Below are 19,811 nucleotides of genomic sequence, written 5' to 3'. Positions count from 1 at the left end.
GGTCACTCCTGTTGTTCCTGTTCGTGGTACTGAGGGGCGTTGGTGCTGTGGATCGGGGGGCTGTGGGGCGTCGAGCCGGGGCGTGGGCGGGTCAGAGGTGCCGGGCGGGCGGGGTGACCGGGGCGTGGTGCACCGGGGGGCCCGCGTCCGCCGGCAGCCGGTCGGCGAGGAAGCCGTAGGTCTTCTTCAGGTCGGGGTCGGTCAGCGAGCGCCACCAGCGGTCGACGCCGTACCAGCCGGGGGCCGCGAGGGCGCCGCCGTGGTGCTGTACGGAGAGGCCGGCCGCGAGGACGGCGAACCGCAGCCGCTCGGCCAGCGGCCAGCCGCCGAGGGAGGCCGCGACGAAGCTCGCCCCGAACACGTCCCCGGCGCCCGTGGCGTCCAGCACGTCGACGTCCAGGGCCGGGACCTCGGCGTACTCGCCGGTGGTCTGGTCGACGGCGACCGCGCCGTCCCCGCCCCGGGTGACGACCGCCACCGGCACCAGCTCCGCGAGCGTCCCGAGGGCCGCGACCGCGCTGTCGGTGCGGGTGTAGGCCATCGCCTCGGTCTCGTTCGGGAGGAAGGCGTGGCACAGGGTGAGCTGGTCGAGGAGGTCGCGGGACCACTCCTGGGTGGGGTCCCAGCCGACGTCGGCGTAGACGTGGGTGCCGTTCGCCGCCGCCTTGGCGATCCACGCGCTCGGCTCGGCCTCGATGTGCACGAGCGCGGTGCGCGCCTCGGGCGGGTCGCCCATCAGCGTGTCCTGCGAGTACGGGGGTTCCTGGCCGTGGGTGACGAGGGCCCGGTCGTGTCCGGCGGCGAGCGAGACGGTGACGGGGGTGGGCCAGCCGTCCGCGGTGCGGGAGAGCGAGAGGTCGATGTCCTCCTGGTCGCACAGGACGTCCCGGCAGTACTCGCCGTAGAAGTCGTCACCGAAGACCGTGGCCAGCGAGGTGCGCAGGCCGAAGCGGGACGCGGCCACCGCCAGGTTCGCGATGCCGCCGGGGCCGCAGCCCATGCCGGCCGTCCAGATCTCCTCGCCCGGTGTCGGCGGCTTGCCCAGCCCCGTGAGGACGAGGTCGTAGAAGAGCAGTCCGGTCAGCAGCACATCGGGCCTGTCGTCGTCCACGTGCGCAGCCTCTCGTCAAAACTCGTCATTTTCGATGACCGGAATCGTGCGCCGCTCGGAGAGATTGGTCAATACCCGAGCAGAACTGAGCATGGATTTGATTGAAGATGACGAGTAGTGTTCGCCGCGTGCTGGCAGAACGACGACACCAACTCATCCTGCGGGCCCTGCGCGCCGGGGGCCCCGCCTCTGTGACCGACCTCTCCGAGCAGCTGAGCGTGAGTCCGGCCACCATCCGGCGCGACCTGGTCAAGCTGGAGGAGGACGGGCTGCTCACCCGTGTCCACGGCGGCGCCGTCGTCGACGAGGGCGACCAGCCCTTCGCCGAGGTCGCCGAGGTGCGGGTGGCCGAGAAGGACGCGATAGCCACACGCGCGGCGGCGCTGGTCGAGGACGGCCAGTCGGTGCTGCTCGACATCGGCACCACCGCCTTCCGGCTCGCCCGCCACCTGCACGGCCGCCGCCTCACCGTCATCACCAGCAACCTGGTGGTCTACGAGGAGCTCGCCGACGACGAGGGCATCGAACTGGTGCTGCTCGGCGGCATGCTGCGCCGCGAGTACCGCTCCCTGGTCGGGTTCCTCACCGAGGACAACCTGCGCCAGCTGCACGCCGACTGGCTGTTCCTCGGCACCAGCGGGGTGCGGCCGGGCGGGCAGGTGATGGACACGACGGTCGTGGAGGTGCCGGTCAAGCGCGCCATGATCGCGGCGAGCGACAGAGTCGTGCTGCTCGCCGATGCCGCCAAGTTCCCGGGCACGGGCATGGCGAAGGTCTGCGGTCCCGGGGACCTGGACATGGTGGTGACCAACGCGCCGGTGGACCCGGCGACCCGAGCCGCCCTGGAGGAGGCCGGTGTCGAGGTGGTCCTGGCAGGAAAGGCTGAAGCGTGAAACTGACGATTCTGGGCGGCGGCGGGTTCCGCGTGCCGCTGGTGTACGGCGCACTGCTCACGGACCGGGCGGAGGGGCGGGTCACCGAGGTCGTGCTGCACGACCTCGACGCCGGCCGGCTCTCCGCGGTCGCCCGGGTCCTGGCCGAACAGGCGGCCGGCATCCCCGACGCCCCCGCCGTGACCGCCACGACCGATCTGGACGAGGCGCTCACCGGCGCCGACTTCGTCTTCTCGGCGATCCGGGTCGGCGGCCTGGAGGGCAGGGCGAACGACGAACGGGTGGCCCTCGCCGAGGGCGTCCTCGGCCAGGAGACGGTCGGTGCCGGCGGCATCGCCTACGGCCTGCGGACCGTGCCGGTCGCCGTCGACATCGCGCGCCGGGTCGCCCGGCTCGCCCCCGACGCCTGGGTCATCAACTTCACCAACCCCGCGGGCCTGGTCACCGAGGCCATGTCCCGGCACCTCGGCGACCGCGTCATCGGCATCTGCGACTCCCCGGTAGGGCTCGGCCGCCGGATCGCCCGGGTGCTCGGCGGGAACCCGAAGGAGGCCTGGATCGACTACGTCGGCCTCAACCACCTCGGCTGGGTCCGCGGCCTGCACATCGCGGGCCGCGACGAACTCCCGCGCCTGCTCGCCGACCCCGACCTGCTCGGCTCCTTCGAGGAGGGCAAGCTCTTCGGCGTCGACTGGCTCCAGTCCCTCGGCGCCATCCCCAACGAGTACCTGCACTACTACTACTTCAACCGCGAGGCCGTCCGCGCCTACCAGCAGGCCGAGCGGACCCGCGGCGCCTTCCTCCGCGACCAGCAGGCGCACTTCTACGAGGCGGTCGCCGAGCCGGGCGTGAAGGCCCTGGACGTCTGGGACCGTACCCGCGCCGAGCGCGAGGCCACCTACATGTCGGAGAACCGGGAGACGGCCGGCGCCGGCGAACGCGACGCCGACGACCTCTCCGGCGGCTACGAGAAGGTCGCCCTCGCCCTGATGCGGGCCATCGCCCGCGACGAGCGCACCACCCTGATCCTGAACGTCCGCAACCGCTCCACCCTCTCGGTCCTGGACGGCGAGGCCGTCATCGAGGTGCCCTGCCTGGTCGACGCCAACGGTGCCCACCCGGTCGCCGTCGCCCCGCTCCCCGACCACGCCACCGGTCTTGTCTGCGCGGTCAAGGCGGTCGAGCGCGAGGTGCTCGCCGCGGCCGGGTCCGGCTCCCGTACGACGGCCGTGAAGGCGTTCGCGCTGCACCCGCTGGTCGACTCCGTGAACGTCGCCCGCCGGCTGGTCGAGGGGTACACCGAGGTCCACCCGGGCCTCGCGTATCTTAGGTAGCCAGCCGCTCGGTAAGCGCTTTCCATCCTTCTTCTGGAGACTTCCATGCACGACGAACGCCGCCGGATCGAGGAGCGCGTAGAGCGCCTCCACAACCAGCGCATCAAGCCCGCGGTCTACGCGGCCACCGTCCCCTTCGAGGTGTCGGCCTGGCAGGCCCCCGGGGAGCCGGTGCCCTTCGAGGAGGCCGCGGCCGCCGTCTACGAGCCGTTCGCCATGGGCACCCCGTGGGGCCCGCCCTGGGGCACCACCTGGTTCCGGATGCGCGGCCGGGTGCCCGAGGAGTTCGCGGGCCGCCGTGTCGAGGCCGTCATCGACCTCGGTTTCGTGGGCGACTGGCCGGGCAACCAGGCCGAGGCCCTGGTCCACCTCGCCGACGGGACCCCGCTGAAGGCGGTCAACCCGCTCAACCAGTACGTGCGGATCGCCAACCCGGCGACCGGCGGCGAGGTGATCGACTACCTGGTCGAGGCGGCCTCCAACCCCGACATCCTCGCCAACGACTTCGCGGCCCCGACCCCGCTCGGCGACGTGCTGACCGCCGGCGACAAGCCGCTGTACACCTTCAAGCGCGCCGACATCGCCGTCCTCGACGAGGACGTCTGGCACCTCGACCTGGACGTCCAGGTGCTGAAGGAGCTGATGCTGGAGCTGGGCGAGCACGACCCGCGCCGGCACGAGATCGCGCACGCCCTCGACCACGCGATGGACCTGCTCGACCTGGACGACGTCTCCGGCTCGGCCGCCGCCGTCCGCGAGGCCCTCAAGCCCGCCCTCGCCAAGCCCGCGCACGCCAGCGCCCACCGCATCTCCGGCGTCGGCCACGCCCACATCGACTCGGCCTGGCTCTGGCCGATCCGCGAGACCAAGCGCAAGACCTCCCGCACCTTCTCCAACGTCACCTCCCTCGCCGAGGAGTACGAGGAGTTCGTCTTCGCCTGCTCGCAGGCCCAGCAGTACGAGTGGGTGCGCGACAACTACCCGCAGGTCTGGGCCCGGATCCAGGAGTCCGTGAAGAAGGGCCAGTGGGCGCCGGTCGGCGGCATGTGGGTGGAGTCCGACGGCAACCTGCCCGGCGGCGAGGCGGTCGCCCGCCAGTTCGTCCACGGCAAGCGGTTCTTCATGGAGCACTTCGGGGTCGAGACCAAGGGCGTGTGGCTGCCGGACTCCTTCGGCTACAACGCGGCCTACCCGCAGATCGCCAAGCTCGCCGGCAACGAGTGGTTCCTCACCCAGAAGATCTCCTGGAACCAGACCAACAAGTTCCCCCACCACACCTTCTGGTGGGAGGGCATCGACGGCACCCGGATCTTCACGCACTTCCCGCCCGTCGACACCTACAACGCCCGCTTCAGCGGCGAGGAGATGTCCCGCGCGGTCCGCAACTACGCCGAGAAGGGCGGCGCGACGCGCTCGCTGGCCCCGTTCGGCTGGGGTGACGGCGGCGGCGGCCCCACCCGCGAGATCATGGAGCGGGCCCGCCGACTGAAGGACCTGGAGGGCTCCCCGCGCGTCGAGGTCGAGCACCCGGACGCGTTCTTCGCCAAGGCCCGCGCCGAGTACGAGGACGCCCCGGTCTGGGTCGGCGAGCTCTACCTGGAGCTGCACCGCGCCACCTACACCTCCCAGGCCCGCACCAAGCAGGGCAACCGGCGCAGCGAGCACAAGCTCCGCGAGGCCGAGCTGTGGGCGACGACGGCCGCGCTGCACGCGCCCGGCTACGCCTACCCGCACGACAAGCTCGACCGGCTCTGGAAGACGGTCCTGCTCCACCAGTTCCACGACATCCTGCCCGGCTCCTCGATCGCCTGGGTGCACCGCGAGGCCGAGGCGGAGTACGCCCGGGTCGCCGCGGAGCTGGAGGCACTCACCACGGAGGCGGTCACCGCCCTGGGCGGCGGCACCGCTCGCGTCTTCAACACCAGCCCCTACGGCCGCGCAGAGGTCGTCCGGGACGCCGCGGGCACTCCGGTGTACGTCGAGGTCCCCGCGGGCGGCAGCGCGCCGCTCACGGCCGCCGCCGAGGCCCCGCGGCCGGTGACGGTCGACGGCCGGGTCCTCGACAACGGACTCGTCCGGGTGGAGATCGCCGAGGACGGCACCCTGTCGTCCGTCCTCGACCACCGCGCGCACCGCGAGGTCCTGGCCGGCCAGGGCAACCTGCTCCGCCTGCACACCGACCTCCCCAACTACTGGGACGCCTGGGACGTCGACAAGCACTACAAGAACCGCTACACGGACCTCCTGGAGCCGTCGGAGATCACCGTCGTCGACGCGGACCCGCTGCTCGGCTCGATCCGGATCACGCGCCCGTTCGGCAACGGCTCGACGATCACCCAGACGGTCACCGTCCGCGCCGGCAGCCCCCGGATCGACTTCGAGACGGACATCGACTGGCACGAGGCCGAGAAGTTCCTCAAGGCCGGCTTCCCGGTGGACATCCGTGCCGCGCACTCCTCCGCCGAGATCCAGTTCGGGCACGTCCAGCGGCCCACCCACACCAACACCAGCTGGGAGGCGGCCCGCTTCGAGGTCTCCGGCCACCGCTGGGTGCACATCGGGGAGCCCGGTTACGGCGTCGCCGTCATCAACGACTCGACGTACGGCCACGACGTCTCCCGCACAGTCCGCGAGGACGGCGGGACGACCACCACGGTCCGGCTCTCCCTGGTGCGCGCCCCGCGCGTCCCGGACCCGGGCGCCGACCAGGGCCGGCACCGCATCACCTACTCCCTGCTGCCCGGCGCCACCGTCGGGGACGCCGTCGCCGAGGGCTACGCCCTCAACCTCCCGCTGCGGGTGGCCGACGCGGCGGGCGAGCCGCGGCCGGTCGTCTCCGTGGACGGCGAGGGCGTCACCGTCGAGGCGGTCAAGCTCGCCGACGACGCCTCCGGCGATGTCGTGGTCCGCCTCTACGAGTCCCGCGGCGGCCGTGCCCAGGGCGTCCTGCGCACCGGCTTCCCGCTGGCCGGCGCCCAGGTGACCGACCTCCTCGAACGCCCCCTGGAGGACGCCGCCACCGACGGTGACAGTGTCTCCGTCGCGCTGCGCCCCTTCCAGATCCTCACCCTCCGGCTGCAGAGGAGCTGACCGGATGGCCATGCAACCCTGGTTCACCGACGCCAAACTGGGGATCTTCGTCCACTGGGGCATCTACGCCGTCGACGGGGTCCAGGAGTCCTGGTCCTTCTACGACGACATCGTGCCGCACGACCAGTACATGTCTCAGCTGCCCCGCTTCACCGGCGCCCGCTACGACCCGAAGGCGTGGGCGGACCTGTTCGCCCGCGCCGGCGCGAAGTACGCCGTGCTCACCAGCCGCCACCACGACGGCGTCGCCCTCTGGGACACGGCGTACGGCGACCTCAACCTCGGCAAGGACTACCTCGGCCCCTACGCGGAAGCCCTCCGCGAGAAGGGCCTCAAGGTCGGCCTCTACTACTCGCACTCCGACTGGAACCACCCCGACTACGCCTCCACGCGCAAGCCGGGCCGCCCGCCGGAACTGGAGGACAACCGGTATTCGGAGGTGGCGGCCGAGGACGAGGACCTGGCCGCCTGGGAACGCTTCATCGCCTACAGGGACGGCCAGATAACGGAGCTGGCCTCCCGGTTCCGGCCGGACCTGATGTGGTTCGACGGGGAGTGGGACCGCAGCGAGGAGCAGTGGCGGATCCCCGAACTCGCCGCGCTGATCCGGTCGTACGTCCCGCACGTCGTCTTCAACGCGCGGATGCTCGGCGAGGGCGACTACGCGACCCCCGAGCAGGGCGCCCCCGTCGTGCCGCCGGACGGGCCGTGGGAGCTGTGCCTGACGATCAACGATTCGTGGGGGTACCAGCACCACGACCACAACCACAAGTCGCTCGCCCAGCTGATCCGTTACTTCACCGAGACCATCGGGGGCGGCGGCAACCTGCTGCTCGACGTCGGCCCCATGGAGGACGGCACCATCCCCCAGCCGCAGGTCGAGCGCCTGGAGGGGCTGGGGGAGTGGATCCGCAGGCACGCGGAGGCGGTGTACGGGACCGGGCGCGGCCTGCCGGCCGGGCACCACTACGGCCCGAGCACCCTCTCCGCCGACCGGCGCACCCTCTACCTCACCCTGTTCGACGTCCCGCGCGCCGAGATCGGCGTCCGGGGCCTGGCGACGGCGGTCCGCAGGGTCACCGTCCTGGGCACCGGCACCGAGCTCGGCCACCGGGTGACCGGTGGGCTGCACGAGGCGGTCGGCGTGCTGTGGATCGACCCGCCGGCCGCGGCCGACCTCGACCCGTACGCCACCGTGCTCGCCGTCGAACTGGACGGGGAACTGGAGCTGTACCGCGGATCCGGACGGTTCTGACCCGACCGCAGGCCGGAAGCCGGCCTCACGGCGCAGGCGGTGAGCGTGCCGCGCAAGACCCCGGAAGCCATTCGGACGCAGCGCCGGAGGGGGTACCCGCGGCCCGTGCCGGTACCTCGGCGTTTCTCCGGTCCAGGCTCGCGGAGATGGCGAAGGCGTGGGGATGCCCGGTCCAGGGCAACCCCACGCCACCGCCTCCGGTGCTCAGCCGGTGAAGCCGGCCGTGATCGAGGTGAACTGCCAGTCGCTCTGGCTGATGCCGGAGCAGTTGCTCACCACGCCGCCGCCGGCACAGCCGCGGTCCCGGTTCGCCGCCCAGAAGGCGAGCCGGGCGATGTGGTGCGAGTTCCCCCAGTCGCGGATCTGCGTCCAGATCGCCGGGGTGGTGTTCTCCTGCTGGTCGGACAGCCCGTTCATGCCGGAGATCCCGATGTGCGCGTAGGCCGTCGCGTCGTCCCAGCCGAACGTGGACTTCAGCTTGGTCTTCAGCCCCTCGGCCGCGGCCACCGTGTTGCCGTACATGTCGGAGCCGCCGCCGAAGTCGAACGGCATGATCGTGAAGACGTCGATGTCGGCGCCGATCGACTGGGCCTGCTCGATGAGCCGGTTGCCGTAGTACGTCGGACCGGTGGTGGACGTCCCGAAGGTGACGATCGTCTTCAGGCCGGCGTTGTTGGCCTTGACCGTCTTGAGGGCGGTCAGGATCTTCGCCTGCACGGCCTCGTTCTCGAACTCGTCCGTGTTCTCGATGTCCATGTCGACGGACTTGAGACCGTAGGCGTTGATCACCTTCTGGATCGCCCCCGCCAGCGCACTCGCGGACGAGCAGTTGGCGCCGAGCTTGCTGCCCTGCCAGCCGCCGAACGACGGGGTGACGTCACCGCCGGCCGCGCGGATCTGGTTGATCGCGGTCTGGTCGGCGCCGCCGGTGAGCGCCCGGCTGCCGTCCCAGGCCGGGGTGCAGCCGCCCGAGTCGAGGACGAAGGCCATGGTGAAGTTCTTGATGCCGGTCGCGTTCATCACGGTCGTCGGGTTCGGCGGGTCGCCCCAGCCCTCGTACAGGTAGGGCGCGGCCTGCTTGAACCCGGTCCCGCCGCCGCTGCCCGCGCTCGTCGTCACGGAGACGGAGTTGGAGGCGGCCGACACGTTCCCGGCCGCGTCCCGCGCCTTGACCGTGAACGTGTACGCCGTACTGGCCGCAAGGCCGCTCACCGTGGCGGAGGTCCCGGAGACGCTCGTCGCCAGGGTCGACCCGCGGTAGACGTCGTACGCCGCCACCCCGACGTTGTCCGTCGCGGCCGACCACGACAGGGACACGCTCGACGAGGTCTTCCCGGTGGAGGTGAGGTTCGTGGGCGCGGTCGGCGCCTGGGTGTCGGAACTGCCGCCGGGCCCGTCGAGGCTGATGTCGTCGGCGTAGTACGTCCCCTGGGCGTACCACCCGTGGACGTAGATCTGGGCGCTGGTCTGCGAGGCCCCGGTGGTGAAGGACACCGTCAGCTGGCTGTACTGGGACGCCGAGGTCGTCCAGGTGGACGCCCCGCCGGTCACCCCGAGATAGACGTAAGAGCCGCGGACCCAGCCGCTGAGCGAGTACGTCGTGTTGGGCTGCACGGCGACGGTCTGCGTGCACTGGGCGTTGTCACTGGCGCTCGCGGCGCCCGCGAGCGCCTTCGAGCCGCCGTGCACGGGCGAGGACACGACGGAGCCGAGGTTCCCGGAGCAGGACCACGGCGACAGACTTCCCGACTCGAAGCCGGGGTTGGACAGCACGTTGGCCGCCTGCGCGGTACCGGGCAGCGCGATGGCCCCGGCGAGCGCGAGAGCGGTGGACCCGAGCAGGGCGAGTATCCGACGTCTGGAACGTCTGAGCGAGTTGCGCACGCGATCTCCCTGAGGGAATGGGGGTGTTCGGGAGTTGCACAAAGGTGCAAGGGGGTGCGCAACCAAGTTGGTATGGACCAATCCGCCTGTCAAGAAGACGGGCGTGAATTGGTCCATACCGGTGAGGTGACGTGCGTGGGGGTGGGGGGAACGGCGCGGGCAACCACGACGGCGCCGCACCCGCCCGACGATCTAGAGCGGCAAAGCCTCCGCCGCCTCCACCGACCCAACGGCGACAGGCGCGGGCACCGCCGCCTGCAGCACCACTTCCTCCGCCTCTTCCCGCTGCACGGGAACCGACGGGAGGACGGGCTTCGGTCCCGACACCACCGCGTAGTCCTGCCCCAGGAACGGCGGCTCGATCACCCCGGGGTCTTCGCCGAGCGCCAACTGCACAGCCGCCCAGGGCGCGTTGACCCCGCAGAGCGACAGCTGGTGCAGCCCGCCCGCCGGCCGCGTGTTGACGTCGAGCAGCACCGGCTGGTCGCCGTACATCCGGAACTGGATGTTGGACAGGTAGTGCAGCCCGAAGCCCTCGGCGATGATCCGCGCCGGCTTCAGCCACTGCTCGTCGAGGGTGAACCCGCGCCTGCGCCCCTTCTTGGTGCGGCCCACGGCCAGCCGGATCCGGTTGTCGGGCCCGGTGAGGCAGTCGACGGACACCTCCGGCTCCTCGAGGCGCGGCATCACCAGCCAGTCCACCGGCTGGTCCGCGTGGCGCAGCGCGTCCACGACCAGGTCGAGCTGGACGTACGGCCCGGGGAACCCGTTGAGGTGAACGAGCGAGAAGGGGGCGCGCGTGATCACCCGGAAACCCACGCCACCCGCACCGGCGGCCGGCTTGAAGCAAGCCTTGTGCCCGCCGGCCTCCAGCTCCTCCACCGCGGCGACCAGTTCGTCCGCCGTGCGGACCCGCGACCACGGCGGCACCGGGACGCCCACCGAGCTCACCGCCTCGTACGCGGTCGCCTTGTCCTCGAAGACGGCGGTCGCCTCCGGCGTCGGCGCCAGCAGGGCCGTACCGATCGCCTGGAAGTCGGCCCGGTGCGCCACGATCGCCGACTGGTGCAGCCGGGGCACGAAGACATCGATGCCACGGCGCTGGCACTGGTCCAGGGCGTACTCGACGTAGCCGGCCGGGGACAGGCCCTCCGGCTCCAGGTCGGCGGTGTCGGCGGCGGCCAGCACGGGGGAGTCGGCGTCACCGTGCGTCGCATGGATCTCGACCGCCCGGTCGCTGGGATTTCTCCGCAGCTGATCCATGAAGAACACGTTCTCCGCGTACGTGCGGTTGAGCCAGACGCGTACGCGAGAGCGCATTAAAGCCGCCTTTCGGGGTTTTCGGGCAGGGGTCAGCGGGCCCGCGCCCGGGCAGGGTGGTTGGAGGGTCACCAAACCGCCCTGGACGAAGGGAAGTTCGTGGCGGTGGTGTTGGGGGGATCATACGGCTTTCAAGGTGCCCCGCGTGCAACGCCAGTGTTACGGATTTCCCCGTACTGTCCACGCGCGTTTCCTGCACCGTCCACGCCGGTTTCCTCGACGGCCCCGACCGCCGCCCCGAGCCCGGCCCCGCGCCCGGCGGGGTGCCCTTGTTCCCGGCCCCCGAAGTGTGCTGTGGTGGGTGCCGACGACATGATCGGAAGGGGTACGGGGTGGAGTCCACGGCCGGTGCCGGGCAGCTCCTGGCCATCAGCGACCTGCACATCTCGTACCCGGAGAACCGCGAACTCGTCGAGAAGATGCGGCCGGAGTCGGACGAGGACTGGCTGATCGTGGCCGGTGACGTCGCGGAGACCGTCGCGGACATCCGCTGGGTGCTCGAGACCTTCGCCGGCCGCTTCCGCAAGGTGCTGTGGGCGCCCGGCAACCACGACCTGTGGACCCACCCCAAGGATCCGGTCACGCTGCGCGGGGTGGCCCGCTACGAGCACCTCGTCGGCCTCTGCCGGGAGCTGGGCGTGCTCACCCCCGAGGACCCGTACCCCGTCTGGGAGGGCCCCGGCGGCCCGGCCGTCGTGGCACCGCTCTTCCTGCTGTACGACTACTCCTTCCTGCCGGCCGGCTGTGCCACCAAGGAGGAGGGCCTCGCCTACGCGCACGGCACCGGCATCGTCTGCAACGACGAGTACCTGCTGCACCCCGACCCCTACCCGACCCGCGAGGACTGGTGCCGGGCCCGGGTCGAGGAGACCGAACGCCGGCTCGCCGAGCTGCCGGAGGACCTGCCGACCGTGCTGGCCGGCCACTATCCGCTCGACCGGCACCCCACCGACGTGCTCTGGTACCCGGAGTTCGCCATGTGGTGCGGCACCACCCGCACCGCCGACTGGCACCGCCGGTTCCGCGTCGCCACCATGGTCTACGGTCATCTGCACATCCCCCGGACCACCTGGCTCGACGGCGTCCGCTTCGAAGAGGTCTCCGTGGGTTACCCCCGCGAGTGGCGCAAGCGTTCCGGAGACCCGGGCCGGCTGCGCCGCATTCTGCCGATGGAGGTCGGAACCGGTGATCGAGGAGCTGCTCCCGGAGTCGGCGGTGGCCGTGGAGATGCTCGGTGACGAGGCGATCCGCGAGGCCCCGCTCTACCCCGAGGAGGCGGCGCTGGTCGCCCGGGCCGTGCCCAAGCGCCGCCGCGAGTTCGCCGCCGTGCGCGCCTGCGCCCGCGACGCCATGGAGAAGCTGGGAGTCCCGCCGCAGCCCGTCGTGAGCGGCGAGCGGGGCGCTCCGCGCTGGCCGGACGGGCTGGTCGGCAGCATGACCCACTGCGAGGGGTACTGCGCCGCCGCGCTGGTCCGCGCCACCGACCTGGCCTCCCTCGGCATCGACGCCGAACCGCACGCGGCGCTCCCCGAGGGCGTCGCCGAGGCCGTGCTGCTGCCGGCCGAGCGGCAGCGGCTCGCCGTGCTCGCGGCCGAGCGGCCCGGCGTGCACTGGGACCGGCTGCTGTTCAGCGCCAAGGAATCCGTCTACAAGGCGTGGTTCCCCCTCACCGGGAAGTGGCTGGACTTCACGGAGGCCGACATAGAGCTCGTCCCGGAGCCCGGTGAACGGCCGCACGGCACCCTGCGCGCCCGCCTCCTCGTCCCCGGCCCGGAGGTCGGCGGGCGGCGGCTCGAGGTGTTCGCCGGCCGCTGGAGCGTGGGGCACGGCGTGCTGACCTCGGCCGTGGTCGTGCCGCACCGTTCCTGAGGACCGAGCGGGAGCGCGTCCTGTCGCCAGGGCTCGTGCTCAGCTGAACGCCCCGGACGGTGGCGGGCGTTCAGGTCGACCGCGTGCGCTCCGCGTCCGGCGCCGACGGATCGTGTCCGTGGTCCGGGGGATGCGGGGCGGTTTCCCTCACGCGCCGGGGCACCCAGTCTGGCCTGGACGGTCCGAGGCCCGCATCCACCGCTCCGGTGTGGCCCTTGAGCCGGGTGGGGACGGAGACCCCCGAGGGGCCGGGCATGAGGGTCAACCATGCGACGCGGGAACGCTCGTTCCCCGCGCAGGAACGGGCCGGACCCTGCCGGGAGGTCCACTCGCGCGCGTAAGAACGCGCTCAGGCGTCGTCAGCCGCCACCTGCTCCCAACCCCTGACGCGCCGTCGGCTCAGGTGGGTGGGCACCAGTCGTGCAGCAGCCGGAAGAACGCCTCCTCGTTGCCCGCCAGTCCGGCACCGGCCAGGGCATCCTCGGCCTCGGCGAGCACGGCGGGTGGCACCACGAAGGGGCGGGGGGCGTCGGGCGGTCCGTCGAAGGCCGCGCGCACGGTGTGCAGCAGCCGCAGATAGGCCTTGACGGCGGCGCGTTCGCGGTCGGTCAGTACGGCGGTGTGCATCGGTCGGCTCTCCCCGTCGGTCGTCGTGGTCACGCGCCCGGACGGCGCGGGCACACCCGGAGTGCGGTGCGCACCCCCCAGCTTGCCGGTCACCACTGACAACGCCCCCGTGGTCGGCCTCGGTTCGCTCGCTTAGCCGAGGTGAAACCTCACCGAAACTCCCCGGGGAAAAGTCTTCCTACCCTGGAAGGAGACGCATCCGGCCGGGTCGCAGCGGGCCCGGGACAGCGGGGGAGGCCGACCGTGTCAGAAGCGGAGCCCAGCCGTCCGCAGCGCACCGCGCACCTGCGCCCGGTGGGTGACGGCGAACTGGAGACGCGTCACCGGGTCGTGCACGGCTACCGGCGCGCCTACCGCATCGCCGGCGACGGGCCCGCCCTGGTCCTCCTCCACGGCATCGGGGACTCCTCGGCGACCTGGGCACGGCTCATCCCCGTCCTCGCCCGCACCCACACCGTGATCGCCCCCGACCTGCTCGGCCACGGCGAGTCGGACAAACCGCGGGCCGACTACTCGGTCGCCGCCTACGCCAACGGGGTGCGGGACCTGCTGACCACCCTGGGCATCGAGTCCGCGACCCTCGTCGGGCACTCGCTCGGCGGGGGAGTCGCGATGCAGTTCGCCTACCAGTTCCCCGAGCGCACCGAGCGGCTCATCCTGGTCAGCGCGGGCGGGGTGGGACGCGAGGTCAACCCGGCGCTCCGGCTCGTCTCGCTCCCCGGCGCCCACCTGCTGCTGTCGGCGCTCCGGCTGCCCGGTATGCGCCTTCAAGTGGGCTTGGCCGTACGCCTGCTGAGGCTCCTGGACACCGACCTCGGCCAGGACGCCCCGGAACTGCTCACCCTGGTCGACGCGCTCCCCGACGAGACCTCCCGCAACGCCTTCGTCCGCACGCTGCGCGCGGTCGTCGACTGGCGCGGCCAGGTCGTCACCATGCTGGACCGCTGCTACCTCACCGAGGGGATGCCGACCATGCTCCTGTGGGGCGACCGCGACAGCGTGGTCCCGGTCCGGCACGCCCACCGCGCCCGCGAGGCGATGCCCGGCGCCCGGCTGGAGATCTTCGAGGGCGCCGGGCACTTCCCGTTCCACACCGACCCGGCCCGGTTCGTCGCCCTGGTCCGGGATTTCACCGCCACCACCGCCCCGGCGGACTGGAGCCGCGAGCACTGGCGCAGCCTGCTCCTCGACGGCCGCCCCGACCCCGGGTCCGGCCCGGCCGCGCAGCAAGACCTGCGCGAGGCCAGCGAGCGCAGCGCCACCTGAGTCCGCGCCGTGCCGGTCGTGGCCCCGGGATCCCCGCCGCCGTGACGGAACGGCGGGACGACGACCGGCCGTGCCCGGCACCCGTCCCGGGCGCGCGGACATGGTTCCGCCTCCGGGGGTGGGTCACTTCCCCAGGTAGCCCAGCGACGTCTCGATGCGCCCCGCCACGTCGTGCCGTCGCGCCGGCCCGCGCAGGGCCGAACCCGCCAGCCAGGTGCGGCACTTGCTGGCCAGCAGCAGCCCGAAGGTCTCCGCGTCCCGTTCCTCGGCCCGGTCGAAGCGGGTGCGGGCGACCACCCGCTGGACGGCGGCCTGGAGGGCGTCCCGGTCGGCCTCGGTGCCCGCGTCGGAGCCGCTGCCGGTGACCGCGCCGAGCAGCCGCGCGGCCACCCCAACCCCCTCCACGTCATGGCCGCAGTGCTCGGCGTGCATGTGCCACAGCTCGTGACCGAGGATCACCAACTGGTGGTCGGGAACGGTGCGTTCCTCGACGACGACCAGGTCGCGGTCGGCCAGGTCCAGCCACAGCCCGCTGGCCGTGCCGGGCGGGAAGACGGCCGTACGGAACTGGACGGGGCGGCCGCGGCGGCGGCCCAGCGCGTCGCACAGCGCCCGGTACAGCTCCTGCGGCGGCGCGGGCGTGGGCAGGGTGAGTCCCCCGACCAGCTCACCGCTCAGCCGGCGCATGTCCCTGCCGATGCCCACTTTCCTCCCTCGGGTCACGACTCTCGGCTCACGGCTCTCGGCTCACGACTCGGGCCGTTTGACGCTCTCCAGGAGCATGTCCAGCCATTCCGCGACCTTGTCCCGGTGCTGGTCGGTGGGCAGCTGGGCGGCCCGCCAGGCGATGCCGCGCACCCCGTGGTCCTGCAGCAGCCGCTCCAGCGGGTCCTCGGCCGCCTCGGCCGCGGCCCGCTCCCGGTCGGCGAGCTTCTGCAACAGCTCCTGCTCGACGCGCTGCAGGGCACCGGCGAGGGCCTCGGGGTCCTCGGCCGTGAGGAACCCCGCGTGCACACGGAAGAAGCGCTGGAGGGCGTCGCAGTGCTCCATGGTCGGCCGCCGGTCACCGTTGATGAGGGCGCCTGCCTGCTGCCGGGACATGCCGGCGCCGTCGGCGATCTCCTGCTGGGTGTGCCTGCGGCCGTTCGGCTTGAGCCGGGTGCGGCGCAGCAGGTCGAGGCGCTGCAGGAAGCGGGCCTGGACGTCGGGCTCGCCCGCCGGGCGGCCGGTCAGCAGGGCCCGGACGACGGGCTCGGGGACACCGCAGGCGTGCGAGAGCCGTCCGACGTGGAGGACCTCGGCGTGCGGGACGCCGAGCCGGTCGGCGAGCGCGGTGACGCGGGCGACGGCGGCCGGCAGCTGGGCGGTCGCCGTGGCGCCCGGATCCTCGTAGCCATCCGTCACCGACAGAACTCCTACGTCTCTCAGGGGAATCAGGGGCTTCTCACAAGCTCGCCGCAATCGTCCCGGCACCCGCACGACCCCCCGGAGATTAGCGGGTCATTCGAACTCACATCCAGGTCTCGCCACAACTGTGGCCAATTTCGGACGTCAACGGGCATGAAATGCCACGATAGTTGACATGACTCAGGGTGGGGCAGCAGGATCACATCGCCGCGAGAAGGCCGCATAGGCAAGAGGGGTGACCTCCCGATGGCATATCAGGCAGGTGGGCGGCGGCCGGCGCCGCGGCCCGTCCCCGAGAGCCTTGAGGCCCAGGCGTACCTCCAGGACTACGCGCTACTGCTGGACGCCGTTCCCTTCCCGTCGCTCGTGGTGGACCACCGCTGGGACGTGGTGCTCGCCAACGGCGCGTTCGAGACACTTTTCCGGGCGGTCGCCCCGCATCCCACCGCGATGCCCGGCGACAACTTCCTGCGTTTCGTCCTGTTCCACCCGGATGCCGGAACCATTCTCGGCGCCCACGAGGCGGGCTGGTGCCTGCCGCTGCTGGCCCAGTTCAAGACCACCCTGGAGCGGTACGGTCACGACCACGAACTCCAGGCGATCCGCCGGGAGATCGCGCAGGACCCCATCATGGAGGCCGCCTTCCGGCAGGGCCTGCCGCACTGGCTGCGCGCGGTCGGCGAGGACGGCGCACAGCTCGACGGAGCCGTCCGGCAGCTGTTGCACCCCGACCCGCTGCTGGGCGCCACCGAGTGCCGGGTCGTCGGCGAAATCCCCAAGACACTCCAGGACATGGGCTACGCGCGTTACACCCTGGTGCTGCGCGCCGTCCCCCGCCCCGTCGCCCCGCGCCGGTCCCGCCGGCCGGGCGGGCTCGGTGCCCATCTCACCGTCGTCCCGGCCCCCGAAGGCTGACCCGGCACCGTCGGCGTTCAGGTCGCCGACGGCGCCGGGCCGGACGCTGGCGAGGCCCCGCCTCGGCTCCGTCTCATCCGCTCGCCACCACCAGGACCAGCGGCACGCCCCGGCACGGCACCAGCCGCAGCCCGCCGAACGCGCCCGGCCGCCCGCTCTCCAGGACCGCCCCGAAGTCGGGCCCCCTGTCCAGCGAACCGGCCAGCTGGGCCGGGTCCGCCGAAGCCGCCACCCGGCCGCGGGCGTTGACCAGCCGCGCGGGACCGGGCAGCTCGCGCAGCAGCGGCAGCGCGGCGGTCTCGAAGTGCCGCAGGTACACGTCGGCCGCGGCCACGCCCAGGAACCGGCCGCCCACCTCCACCGGCGCGGACAGCGTGAGGCTGCACTCGTCCGAGCAGAGGTAGTCCACGTACGGCCCCGCCACCGCCCGCTGCCCGGTCTCCCGGGGCAGTGCGAACCAGTCCCAGTGCGTGTAGTCGGAGTAGGCCGAGGTGCGCGGGTCCAGGTCGAGCAGGAGCGGCCGTACGTCCCCGGAGGCGTCGCTCTGCCACCACTCCAGCCACGCCGGGACGTCGGCCAGCACCCCGGGCGCGGCCACGAACCCGACACCGGAGACCAGCTCCTGCCGGGCGAGCCGCAGATGAAGGCCGGGCCGCAGGGCGGCGAGGTCGGCGGTCACCGGCCGGCGGCCCTCGTCGGCCACCCGGGCCAGCAGCGCGGCCGTGTCGGCGCGGGTGGCCGCCACGGCGTCGAACACCGCCTCCAGGGCATGGCCGACCCGCGCGGCCACGTACTCCTCGGCGGCGTCGAGCGTGGCCGCCGCCGGACCGCAGGGGACGGTGGGGCGGCTCATGGTGCCCTCCGGCGGACGGGGGAGCGGGCCGCGGCGCCGCTACAGGGCCAGCCGCAGGGCGATCAGCCGTGCCGTCGAGTCCCGTACGCACCGCTCGGCCAGCTCCCTGGCCGATGTGTGCGCCCCATCCTGCACGGCCGAGATCACGGACCGGTGACGGTCCGCCACCTCTTCACGATATTCGTCGTCCCCGAGCACAAGGCAGAGCAGCGCCCCGATCTCCGTCTGCAGCGCGACCTGTTCGCGGGTGAGCCGGGCCGACTGGGCGGCGGCGGCCAGCTCCACGTGGAAGCGGACGTACACCCGGCTGCGCGCCGCCGCGTCCGGCGCCCCGCGCAACTCCTCGGTGGTCCGGCGCAGCTGGTCGAGGTCGTGGTCCTCGGTGCGCCGCGCGGCGAGGTCGGCGGCGGTGCCGGACAGGGCCGCCCAGTGGTCGCCGAGGTCGCGCAGCTCCTCGGGGCTCCAGCCGCGCAGCCGCGCCACGAGCCGCTCCCGGTCGGGCACTTCGGGGGAGGAGACGAAGCTGCCGCCGCCCCGGCCCCGGCGGGTGACCACCAGACCCTGCTGGCGCAGCGCCATCAGCGCCTCCCGCAGGGTCACCGTGGACACCCCGAGCTGTCCGGCCAGGTCGGTCTCGCCGGGCAGTTGCTCCCCGTCGGAGAGCAGGCCGAGCTCGATGGCGTCGCCGATCCGGCGGACCACGGCGGCGACCCGGGCTCCGCTGTCCACGGGGGCGAAGACGGCCTTTCGGGCGCCGCCCGCCGTTTGGTGCTGTCTCACGGCCCACCACCCTATGCGTTGACCCAACCTTTACCTCGGAAGGGACTTGAGCTGTGAACTATGGCTTCATATCTTTCCGATCACCAGATGCAACGCACGAGAACGGCAGAGAGGTTCCCGCCCATGGAGGCCAGCGCGATCCGGTTGCGGGATCTGCGGAAGTCGTTCGGCGAGACCAGCGCCGTCGCCGGGGTCGACCTGGAGATCCGGGACGGCGAGTTCTTCTCCATGCTCGGCCCCTCCGGCTCCGGCAAGACCACCGTGCTGCGCCTGATCGCCGGCTTCGAGACCCCCACCTCCGGCACCATCGAACTCGCCGGGCAGGACGTCACCCGCCGCGCCCCCTTCGAACGCGACGTGCACACCGTCTTCCAGGACTACGCCCTGTTCCCGCACATGAGCGTCGAGCAGAACGTCGCCTACTCCCTCAAGGTCCGCGGGGTCGCCAGGGCCGAACGCCTGGTCCGCGCCCGCAAGGCCCTCGCCGAGGTCCGCCTCGACGGCTACGGCACCCGCCGCCCCTCCCAGCTCTCCGGCGGCCAGCGCCAGCGCGTCGCCCTCGCCCGCGCCCTCGTCGGACGCCCCCGCGTCCTGCTCCTCGACGAGCCGCTCGGCGCCCTCGACCTGAAACTCCGCGAGCAGATGCAGATCGAACTCAAGGCCCTGCAGCGCGAGGTCGGCATCACCTTCGTCTTCGTCACCCACGACCAGGAGGAGGCCCTGACGATGAGCGACCGCGTCGCCGTCTTCCACGAGGGCCGCATCGAACAGGTCGGCACCCCCGCCGAGATCTACGAACGCCCCGAGACCCCGTTCGTCGCCTCTTTCGTCGGCACCTCCAACCTGCTCACCGGCGAGACCGCCCTGCGCGTGCTCGGCGAGCACGGCACGCACAGCGTCCGCCCGGAGAAGATCCGGGTCCTCGACGAGAACGCCGCCGACCCGGACACGGAAGGGCACGTCACCGCCCTCGGCACCGTCGCCGAAGTGGTCTACCTCGGCGACGCCACCCGCTTCCTCGTCGACCTGGACGGCGGCGGCCGGCTCACCGCGCTCCAGCAGAACCTCGACACCTCCGCCGAGGACGTCACCGCCTACCGCGGCACCCGCGTCCGGCTCCGCTGGCGGCGCCGGCACACCGTCCACGTCCCCGACCGCCCCGCCGTCCCGCACAGCGACTGACCCGCCGTCCCGCACAGCGACCGAC

The 19,811-nt window shown here is 72.4% G+C and carries 17 protein-coding genes; 9 read left to right on the top strand and 8 right to left on the bottom strand.

What is annotated here, in order from left to right:
- Positions 1–91: 91 nt before the first annotated feature.
- Positions 92–1,111 carry a carbohydrate kinase family protein gene (locus BLW82_RS06500; RefSeq protein WP_093497906.1) on the bottom strand — a complete coding sequence of 340 codons (1,020 nt, stop codon included), beginning with the start codon at positions 1,109–1,111 and terminating at the stop codon, positions 92–94.
- Positions 1,112–1,239: 128 nt separating this feature from the next.
- Between BLW82_RS06500 and BLW82_RS06495 the strand changes: the two genes are divergently transcribed.
- Genes BLW82_RS06495 through BLW82_RS06480 form a run of 4 tightly spaced genes read left to right on the top strand, consistent with a single transcriptional unit; the run spans position 1,240 to position 7,683 of the window.
- Positions 1,240–2,004, top strand: coding sequence for a DeoR/GlpR family DNA-binding transcription regulator (locus BLW82_RS06495; protein ID WP_093497905.1), 765 nt, complete (start codon positions 1,240–1,242; stop codon positions 2,002–2,004).
- Positions 2,001–3,338, top strand: a complete 1,338-nt coding sequence (locus tag BLW82_RS06490; protein WP_093497904.1) for a 6-phospho-beta-glucosidase — start codon at positions 2,001–2,003, stop codon at positions 3,336–3,338. The genes BLW82_RS06495 and BLW82_RS06490 overlap by 4 nt, the downstream gene beginning before the upstream one ends.
- A gap of 45 nt (positions 3,339–3,383) precedes the next feature.
- Complete coding sequence (locus BLW82_RS06485; RefSeq protein WP_093497903.1) at positions 3,384–6,428, top strand: alpha-mannosidase; 3,045 nt, start codon at positions 3,384–3,386, stop codon at positions 6,426–6,428.
- Positions 6,429–6,432: 4 nt separating this feature from the next.
- Complete coding sequence (locus BLW82_RS06480; protein WP_093497902.1) at positions 6,433–7,683, top strand: alpha-L-fucosidase; 1,251 nt, start codon at positions 6,433–6,435, stop codon at positions 7,681–7,683.
- A 204-nt stretch (positions 7,684–7,887) separates the two neighbouring features.
- Here the strand turns inward: BLW82_RS06480 and BLW82_RS06475 are convergent, their stop codons facing one another.
- Positions 7,888–9,567: a carbohydrate binding domain-containing protein gene (locus BLW82_RS06475; protein ID WP_093497901.1), complete on the bottom strand. Its 1,680-nt coding sequence runs from the start codon at positions 9,565–9,567 to the stop codon at positions 7,888–7,890.
- A gap of 192 nt (positions 9,568–9,759) precedes the next feature.
- On the bottom strand, positions 9,760–10,887 hold the full coding sequence (locus tag BLW82_RS06470) for an ATP-grasp domain-containing protein (RefSeq protein WP_093497900.1): 1,128 nt from the start codon (positions 10,885–10,887) through the stop codon (positions 9,760–9,762).
- 332 nt (positions 10,888–11,219) lie between these two features.
- Here BLW82_RS06470 and BLW82_RS06465 point away from each other — a divergent pair, with 332 nt between their 5' ends.
- Positions 11,220–12,125 carry a metallophosphoesterase family protein gene (locus BLW82_RS06465; protein ID WP_093497899.1) on the top strand — a complete coding sequence of 302 codons (906 nt, stop codon included), beginning with the start codon at positions 11,220–11,222 and terminating at the stop codon, positions 12,123–12,125.
- Positions 12,073–12,756: a 4'-phosphopantetheinyl transferase family protein gene (locus BLW82_RS06460; protein ID WP_093497898.1), complete on the top strand. Its 684-nt coding sequence runs from the start codon at positions 12,073–12,075 to the stop codon at positions 12,754–12,756. The genes BLW82_RS06465 and BLW82_RS06460 overlap by 53 nt, the downstream gene beginning before the upstream one ends.
- 399 nt (positions 12,757–13,155) lie before the next feature.
- Here the strand turns inward: BLW82_RS06460 and BLW82_RS06450 are convergent, their stop codons facing one another.
- Positions 13,156–13,383, bottom strand: a complete 228-nt coding sequence (locus BLW82_RS06450; protein WP_093497897.1) for a hypothetical protein — start codon at positions 13,381–13,383, stop codon at positions 13,156–13,158.
- A gap of 243 nt (positions 13,384–13,626) precedes the next feature.
- Here BLW82_RS06450 and BLW82_RS06445 point away from each other — a divergent pair, with 243 nt between their 5' ends.
- Entirely contained in the window at positions 13,627–14,649 is a 1,023-nt protein-coding gene (locus BLW82_RS06445) for an alpha/beta fold hydrolase (RefSeq protein WP_093497896.1), read from the top strand.
- A 123-nt stretch (positions 14,650–14,772) separates the two neighbouring features.
- On the opposite strand, the gene BLW82_RS06440 is transcribed toward BLW82_RS06445, so the two are convergent.
- Together BLW82_RS06440 and BLW82_RS06435 are read right to left on the bottom strand one after the other, a co-directional pair.
- A complete protein-coding gene (locus tag BLW82_RS06440) occupies positions 14,773–15,336 on the bottom strand; it encodes a toxin-antitoxin system, toxin component (protein ID WP_093507887.1) in 564 nt (187 codons plus the stop codon).
- Positions 15,337–15,396: 60 nt separating this feature from the next.
- Entirely contained in the window at positions 15,397–16,053 is a 657-nt protein-coding gene (locus BLW82_RS06435) for a helix-turn-helix domain-containing protein (RefSeq protein WP_093497895.1), read from the bottom strand.
- Between the two features lie 249 nt (positions 16,054–16,302).
- Here BLW82_RS06435 and BLW82_RS06430 point away from each other — a divergent pair, with 249 nt between their 5' ends.
- Complete coding sequence (locus BLW82_RS06430) at positions 16,303–16,971, top strand: MmyB family transcriptional regulator (protein WP_177232857.1); 669 nt, start codon at positions 16,303–16,305, stop codon at positions 16,969–16,971.
- A gap of 73 nt (positions 16,972–17,044) precedes the next feature.
- On the opposite strand, the gene BLW82_RS06425 is transcribed toward BLW82_RS06430, so the two are convergent.
- Together BLW82_RS06425 and BLW82_RS06420 are read right to left on the bottom strand one after the other, a co-directional pair.
- Positions 17,045–17,824, bottom strand: coding sequence for a cache domain-containing protein (locus BLW82_RS06425; RefSeq protein ID WP_093497893.1), 780 nt, complete (start codon positions 17,822–17,824; stop codon positions 17,045–17,047).
- A gap of 39 nt (positions 17,825–17,863) precedes the next feature.
- On the bottom strand, positions 17,864–18,604 hold the full coding sequence (locus BLW82_RS06420) for a FadR/GntR family transcriptional regulator (RefSeq protein ID WP_093497892.1): 741 nt from the start codon (positions 18,602–18,604) through the stop codon (positions 17,864–17,866).
- A gap of 123 nt (positions 18,605–18,727) precedes the next feature.
- On the opposite strand from BLW82_RS06420, the gene BLW82_RS06415 reads away from it, so the two are divergent.
- Positions 18,728–19,786, top strand: a complete 1,059-nt coding sequence (locus BLW82_RS06415; protein ID WP_093497891.1) for an ABC transporter ATP-binding protein — start codon at positions 18,728–18,730, stop codon at positions 19,784–19,786.
- Positions 19,787–19,811 lie beyond the last annotated feature (25 nt).

This window comes from Streptomyces sp. Ag109_O5-10 (assembly GCF_900105755.1).
GTDB lineage: Bacteria > Actinomycetota > Actinomycetes > Streptomycetales > Streptomycetaceae > Streptomyces.
Note: the sequence above shows the minus strand (reverse complement) of the source record. Positions and strands in the feature narration are given on the sequence as shown.

Excerpts from the sequence above, each read along its gene's own strand:
- BLW82_RS06485 (WP_093497903.1), top strand. The coding sequence starts at position 3,384 with ATGCACGACGAACGCCGCCGGATCGAGGAGCGCGTAGAGCGCCTCCAC.
- BLW82_RS06480 (WP_093497902.1), top strand. The coding sequence starts at position 6,433 with ATGGCCATGCAACCCTGGTTCACCGACGCCAAACTGGGGATCTTCGTC.
- BLW82_RS06470 (WP_093497900.1), bottom strand. The coding sequence starts at position 10,887 with ATGCGCTCTCGCGTACGCGTCTGGCTCAACCGCACGTACGCGGAGAAC.
- BLW82_RS06450 (WP_093497897.1), bottom strand. The coding sequence starts at position 13,383 with ATGCACACCGCCGTACTGACCGACCGCGAACGCGCCGCCGTCAAGGCC.
- BLW82_RS06440 (WP_093507887.1), bottom strand. The coding sequence starts at position 15,336 with ATGCGCCGGCTGAGCGGTGAGCTGGTCGGGGGACTCACCCTGCCCACG.
- BLW82_RS06430 (WP_177232857.1), top strand. The coding sequence starts at position 16,303 with ATGGCATATCAGGCAGGTGGGCGGCGGCCGGCGCCGCGGCCCGTCCCC.
- BLW82_RS06425 (WP_093497893.1), bottom strand. The coding sequence starts at position 17,824 with ATGAGCCGCCCCACCGTCCCCTGCGGTCCGGCGGCGGCCACGCTCGAC.
- BLW82_RS06415 (WP_093497891.1), top strand. The coding sequence starts at position 18,728 with ATGGAGGCCAGCGCGATCCGGTTGCGGGATCTGCGGAAGTCGTTCGGC.